The sequence below is a fragment of the Novipirellula sp. genome (genome assembly GCF_041583735.1).
In the GTDB taxonomy this organism is placed as follows: Bacteria; Planctomycetota; Planctomycetia; order Pirellulales; family Pirellulaceae; genus Novipirellula.
Map to the genome: position 1 here is coordinate 1 of NZ_JBFHFD010000502.1, position 6339 is coordinate 6339.

Annotated in this window: 3 protein-coding genes and 1 pseudogene; 3 read left to right on the forward strand and 1 reads right to left on the reverse strand. The window is 54.7% G+C overall.

The window, feature by feature from the left end; translation table 11 throughout:
• Window positions 1–389: pseudogene (locus tag ABX962_RS26825) on the reverse strand (hypothetical protein); the annotation flags it as partial.
• Window positions 390–810: 421 nt separating this feature from the next.
• Between ABX962_RS26825 and ABX962_RS26830 the strand changes: the two are divergent.
• The 3 genes from ABX962_RS26830 to ABX962_RS26840 all read left to right on the forward strand — a co-directional run.
• A complete protein-coding gene (locus ABX962_RS26830; protein ID WP_372723993.1) occupies window positions 811–2283 on the forward strand; it encodes a hypothetical protein in 1473 nt (490 codons plus the stop codon).
• Between the two features lie 480 nt (window positions 2284–2763).
• Window positions 2764–5286: a DUF1553 domain-containing protein gene (locus ABX962_RS26835; protein ID WP_372723995.1), complete on the forward strand. Its 2523-nt coding sequence runs from the start codon at window positions 2764–2766 to the stop codon at window positions 5284–5286.
• Between the two features lie 79 nt (window positions 5287–5365).
• Window positions 5366–6339: DUF1501 domain-containing protein (locus tag ABX962_RS26840; RefSeq protein ID WP_372723997.1), on the forward strand; the 974-nt coding region annotated here is incomplete at its 3' end.

Here is a 6339-nt window from a genome sequence, read left to right on the forward strand (position 1 = left end):
ACCCCGGATGCTTCCCACAATGGGTAGCCGCGACGGCCATCAACACATTGCATGTATTCGTACGACGAAGGATCGTCGGTCGGGATCGGTTGAAAATCCAAGTCAAACGGATTGAACATCCGGCTGCGGCGATCGACATCGATTCGCAACGCCGTGTTGGGGGGGCGAGAGATGTGTTGCGATTTCTCGTCCAACAACATATGGGCTTCGCAATCGGCTTGCTTGCGATAGTACTGACGATGGCAACCCACGCTGCTGAGCACCATGCTGCTCAAAAGCAACGTACAGCAAAGAGGATTCATTCTCTTGCGACCTTGGGACCAGAGGGCCGCAAACCGTGCTGCGGCGATCGACGAGCCGACCGCCAATCGGGGGTGGGATTTACTCACGTGGGCATTCGGGTGTGAGAGAATTGATTTATTGGGGACAATGCCTACAAAACGCACATCCGTCACTACAGTTAACGAATTCGGCCTGCCAACGTGCGGTCTTCACCGGATCGCTTGGTTATGCCGGTGGGGAGGGGCAATGCGATGACGGCGGTACGGGTTGCAGCGACTTTGACGGCGGTTGCAGCGGGGGGAGAGCTCGTGAATCGAAACCGCAAAATGGACCGGATGCCTCAAATTTGCTCACACGTTCACGCGAATCTCCCGCAGATTACGAGAAAAGCTTGACGGCGCATCTTGCCCAACTTATTATCCAACGGAGGCATTTTTGTTTGTGACTCTCAACCGCAAACCGCCTCCGAACCCTCGCGGTCGTCTTCTTCGTCTCTTTATGCCTGTTCAACCTCTCGCTTAAACGATCATGCAATACGCTATTCTAGGCTTACTGATCGTTGTCGTGATCGGCTTCTTCGTCCTCGTTTGGAAGGCTGCACCGACTTGGCGGTGGTATCACCTCGTCACCGTCAGCATCACCATGCTGTTGGCCGTGCTGTTTATCTTTCCTACCGCCGGGGCCCTCAAGAGCCGTGCGGCATGGCACCAAATCAAAGAAAAACTCGAAGTCCGAGCTGAAAAGGCGAAACAAGAGTATCAAACGCTAAAGTTTGGCAGTTTGACCGACCCTGAAGCCGGCGAAGGTGTCGTCGCGTTGAACCACGAATTGTCCGTGATCTCGGTCGAAGCAGGTCGAGTTTGGAGGTCGTTGGAACTCAAAAACGGTGACCTCAAGGGAATCGTCCTTGCCAACACACAACCGGCTCCGATTATTCCTGATGACGGTGGCGGAGCCCCTCCGGCTGCAGACGACGCCGCGGCAGCACCAGCCGCCGCCCCGGAAGCTTTGGTCCCCGAAGGCTTGATCGTTTATGGTTTTGCCGAACGACCAATGCCAAATATGAACCTGCAATTACCCCGGTTTTATCTGGGAGAGTTTCGAGTGATCTCGAGCACTCCAGACCAAGTCACACTGCAACCAACCGGCAAGCTCGAAAAAAATCAACAAGATTCGATCACCAGCATGCAGGCCGGCAGATGGTCGATCTATGAAATGCTGCCGCTTGATGGACACGAAATGTTCATCGCCGAAGGCAGCACTCCTGATGAAAACCACCTGTTTGGACGCGTCGACGACAAACTACTTGCCGATCTGTTTGAATCCGGGGTGAGCCAAAAAACGTTGGACTCGTACCTGCGTGATGGCAGCCAAGCGACGCCTGATGATCCGCCGCTGAGCCGTTGGACTCGCGTTGAATTCATTAAAAAGCACAAGATCCAAGTTGACGGGCAACGCACCACTGCTGCGACCGATGGCGACTTCTTTGACGGTACTGGACGTGCCTTGGACAGTCGTTTGCAACGCAGCGAAGAAGACGATGTGTCCTTCAACGTCGGCGATCAACTTGTCCTTAAGGAAGAAGCGGCCAACGAATTGATCGATCTCGGCGTGGTGAAGCTGATCAATCAATACTACATCCGACCGTTAAACGATTATCGATTTGTGTTGCGTCGCATCCGCCTTCGTTTGACAGCGTTGGAATCTCAGGTCCAAGAAGCGGATTATCAAAAAACGGTCCTGCAAGAAGCAATCCGAGCGACCGAGGCCATGCTGACGTCCACGCAAGCGGACAAGTTGAAGCTTGAGCAGGATTTCGATCAAACTGAAAAGGAAAAGCTCGCAATCAAGGCGTATCACGACGAGATCGCCACGCGAGTCGAGCAAACACGGCAAGAATTGGTGCGGTTGTACAACCAAAACCAACAGCTTGAGCAGCAACTCGAAACGATCCACAAGACGATCAAAAGCCGCATGGACGCGCTCACGCTGGCTCCCTAGTCGATCTTCGCGTTCACTCGTACACCTCCGTCCGCGACGCCCGTCCGCGCACCCGTAGTGGACGAGGCAACGAGTCCCGTACGCGCACCCCACGCGTCCATTCCACACGCCTGCCTCACGAACCCACCCCTCGGCGTTTCACAACCAGGCTCCCGAGCCCCCTCCCACCAAATTCGCAAACCTCTACCCAATTCACGCAAGTTTTGCGAAAGAAGCTTCCTTTGCGTCTGCGTGATTCGACGCCCTGATTAGCAGAACCGCGATCCAACTGCCAATAAGAACAACGAAATCCGCGGTTTGTGAATGAGCACGCGGTAAAATATCTCGCGGCAATATATCTCAATTGCAATGCGTGAATCCTACTTGGCGGCGGTCTCGTTTCCTGTCACAATGATGGGGTGCCTTCTTGGCTGCATCTCCCACCTTGCTCGATTCAACGCACCGTCTTTATCTCCTTCCACCGACGGCAAGAAAAAAATTATGATTCGACAAATCGCCTCCGTTTTTCTTCGTCCGCTCGACTCTAACGTGGCCCTCGTGTTGGCGAGTTTCGGTTTATGCGGAGCGATGGGAAGCATGACGGCGCGTTTGGATGCGGCCGAGGTTGCGGCGGAGACAGCGAAGACGCCGCCACCCGCGGCGGTGGATTTTACCAAACAGGTGCAACCGATTTTGGCTAAGCGGTGCTTCGCTTGTCATGGCCCGGATAAAGCCGAAGGGGGGATCTCGTTTGCAGAACAGGAATCGGCGTTTGCCGAAGCCGAGTCTGGCGAGTTTGCCATCGTCGCAGGCGATGTGGACTCCAGCATGCTGGTCGCACGAATCACCACCGACGACGAATTTGAACGCATGCCGCCCGAAGGCGATCCCGTGACTCCCGCCGAAGCCAAATTGCTAACGCAGTGGATCGCCGAAGGAGCCGCTTGGGGGAAACATTTCGCGTTTGAGCCGATGGGGAATCCGGATCCACCGCAAGTTGCGGATCCTTTGTGGAATGAAAACCCGATCGACGCGTTCCTCTACAAATCGCTCGACGAAGCCGGTTTGAAACCGAACGCTTCGGCGGACCGTCGAACGTTGGTGCGGCGCGCCTATTATGATCTGACGGGGTTGCCGCCATCGCCCGCGGCGGTGGAGGCGTTTGTCAAGAATGATTCTGTTGATGCGTTCTCCAGCCTTGTTGACGAATTACTTCAATCACCTCATTACGGCGAACGCTGGGGACGCCATTGGTTGGACCTTGTTCGCTACGCCGAGTCCAACTCCTTCGAACGCGATAATCCCAAAGAAAACGCGTGGAAGTATCGTGACTACGTCATCAAGTCTTTTAACGATGACAAACCGTACAACCAATTCGTCCGCGAGCAACTCGCTGGCGACGAACTCGATTCAGTAACCACCGAAACTCTGACCGCGACTGGCTACTATCGCCTGGGGATCTGGGACGACGAACCTGCGGATCCTGTCCAAGCTCGTTTCGACGAGATGGACGACTTGATCACCACGACGGGCCAAGCGTTCTTGGGGCTGACGATCAACTGTGCTCGTTGCCATGACCACAAGATCGATCCCATCCCGCAAACCGATTACTACAGCATGTTGTCGTTTTTCGAAGATGTGACTCGCTATGCGTCGGGCGGTACCGATCCAGCAAACAATCAGATTGACGTTACGTCCGCAGCGCTAAGTGCCCGTTATCACGACAACGATGTCGCCCGTAAAAAGATCGAAGCGGCGATGCACGAAATCGAGCAAGCGGGGATCGTCAAAATGTCCGCTCCGGATCAACGGGCTACCGAAGGCCTACGTCGTGAACGCGACAAAATCCTCAAGGAAAAGCTCAAAGAAAACCTTAGCTCCGATCAATGGCGGAGGTACGAATCACTTCGCAAGCGACTGCGTGAGAACCAGCGAGAACTGAAACAATTGCCGCCGCGAAACTCGGTCATGGGGTTGGCCAAATACCCGCCGAAACCGGGCAAGACATTTGTGATGTTCCGAGGCAACCCGCACTCACCTGGCGACGAGGTGCAGCCGTCGTTCCCCGAGATTTTTGAAGCCGCCATTCCCGAAGTCCAATCCAAAAACGAAGTGACGCGAGTCGACGCGTTCAATAACCGATCGCTCGGACGACGTCGCGTGCTCGCAGATTGGGTCGTCAGCGATGACAACCGGCTGACTGCTCGCGTGATGGTCAATCGAATCTGGCAATTCCATTTCGGACGGGGCATCGTTCGCAGCAGCAATAACTTTGGCCAACTTGGGACGCCACCAACTCACCCGCAACTACTCGATTGGCTGGCCCAAACGTTTATTCAAAGTGGCTGGAAAATTAAAGAGATGCACCGGCTGATCATGAATAGCCGGGCCTACCAAATGTCGTCGGCGAGTCGCGACGAGGGGTTGGCGACCGATCCGGCGAACGACTTGTTCTGGCGGTTTGATCCACGTCGCCTGAGTGCGGAAGAGGTTCGCGATTCGATTCTGGCAGTCAACGGATCGCTGAACCGAAGCGTTTATGGACCAAGTTTCTATGAGAAATTGTCTGCCGAAGTATTGGCGGGGCAATCACGGCCCGGCCAAGGTTGGGGCGATTCACCCGAAGAACAACGCAATCGACGTAGCGTTTATATCCATGTCAAACGATCGTTGTTGACGCCGTTGTTGACTGCGTTCGATTTTCCAGATCCCGACCTGACGTGTGAAGCTCGCTTTGCCACGCTGCAGCCAGGTCAAGCGTTGTCGCTGTTGAACAGTGACTTTATTCACGAACAGTCAGCGAAGTTTGCCAAGTCGATTGACGCGGCGAGTGTCGGGAATCACGAGGTTGTTCGCCGAGCCATCATGGCCGCGTTCGCTCGACAAGCGACCGATGCCGAAGTTGCCGACGGCGATGCATTGATCGAGAAGCTAGCGTCGCACGATGGAATCACACGCACTCGAGCGGTCAGTCTGTATTGTTTGACTGTGATGAATTGGAACGAGTTTCTGTTTGTCGATTAAACGCAGATTGATCTGATCTCAAAGCCGGCATGCGGCTTGACTTTCTACCCCCCGAAAAACAATCACTGAGAGCCCGAACATGACCAAGCGAGACAACTTCTGCGGCCGCACTCGCCGCGAATTCTTGTGGCAAACCGGCGGTGGTTTCGGCGCTGCGGCGATCGCTTCGATGCTCGGATCCGATGGTTTTTTCGGTCACGCGACGGCATCGGAATCCGATTCGCCGTTTGTGAATCCATTAGCGGCCAAGCCACCCCACTTCGCTCCCAAAGCAAAGTCGGTGATCTTTCTGTTCATGTATGGCGGGCCAAGCCATATCGATACGTTCGATTACAAACCGAACATGATCGGCATGGACGGAAAGACGGTCGACGTCAAAACGTTTGGCCGCGGCGGCCACAAAAGTGGCGGCCGTATCGTTGAACCCCGCTGGAAGTTCAAACAGCACGGCGAATGCGGAAAGTGGGTCAGTTCGCTGTTTCCTAACGTCGCAAATCATGTCGATGACATCGCGTTTTTGCACTCGATGACCGCCGATTCACCGATCCACGGATCCGCGATGTTGATGATGAACAGTGGCCGAATTCTCTCAGGCAACCCGGCGATGGGATCATGGTTGACCTACGGGCTCGGCAGCGTCAATGAGAACCTGCCCGGTTTCGTCGTCATGCTCGACCCCAGTGGTGGTCCGATCAGCGGCGCGAAAAACTGGAGCAGTGGCTACATGCCGGCCACATACCAAGGCAACGTGTTTCGCGCCGAAGGAGCTCCGATCTTGGATATGGCTCCGCCAAGCGATTTGCCCGCAGGTGTTCAGCGACAATTGATCGACTCGATCCAAAAAGCAAACAATCGACATCTGATTTCACGCGAAAACAATAGTGATTTGTCGTCACGGATCGCCAGTTACGAACTGGCTTACAAAATGCAATCTGCTGCGCCCGAGGCGGTGGATTTGAGTAGCGAAGATGCAAAAACGATTGCGATGTACGGGGCCGATCAAGAGCAGACACGTGACTTTGGCAAACGCTGTATCATCGCACGACGATTAGT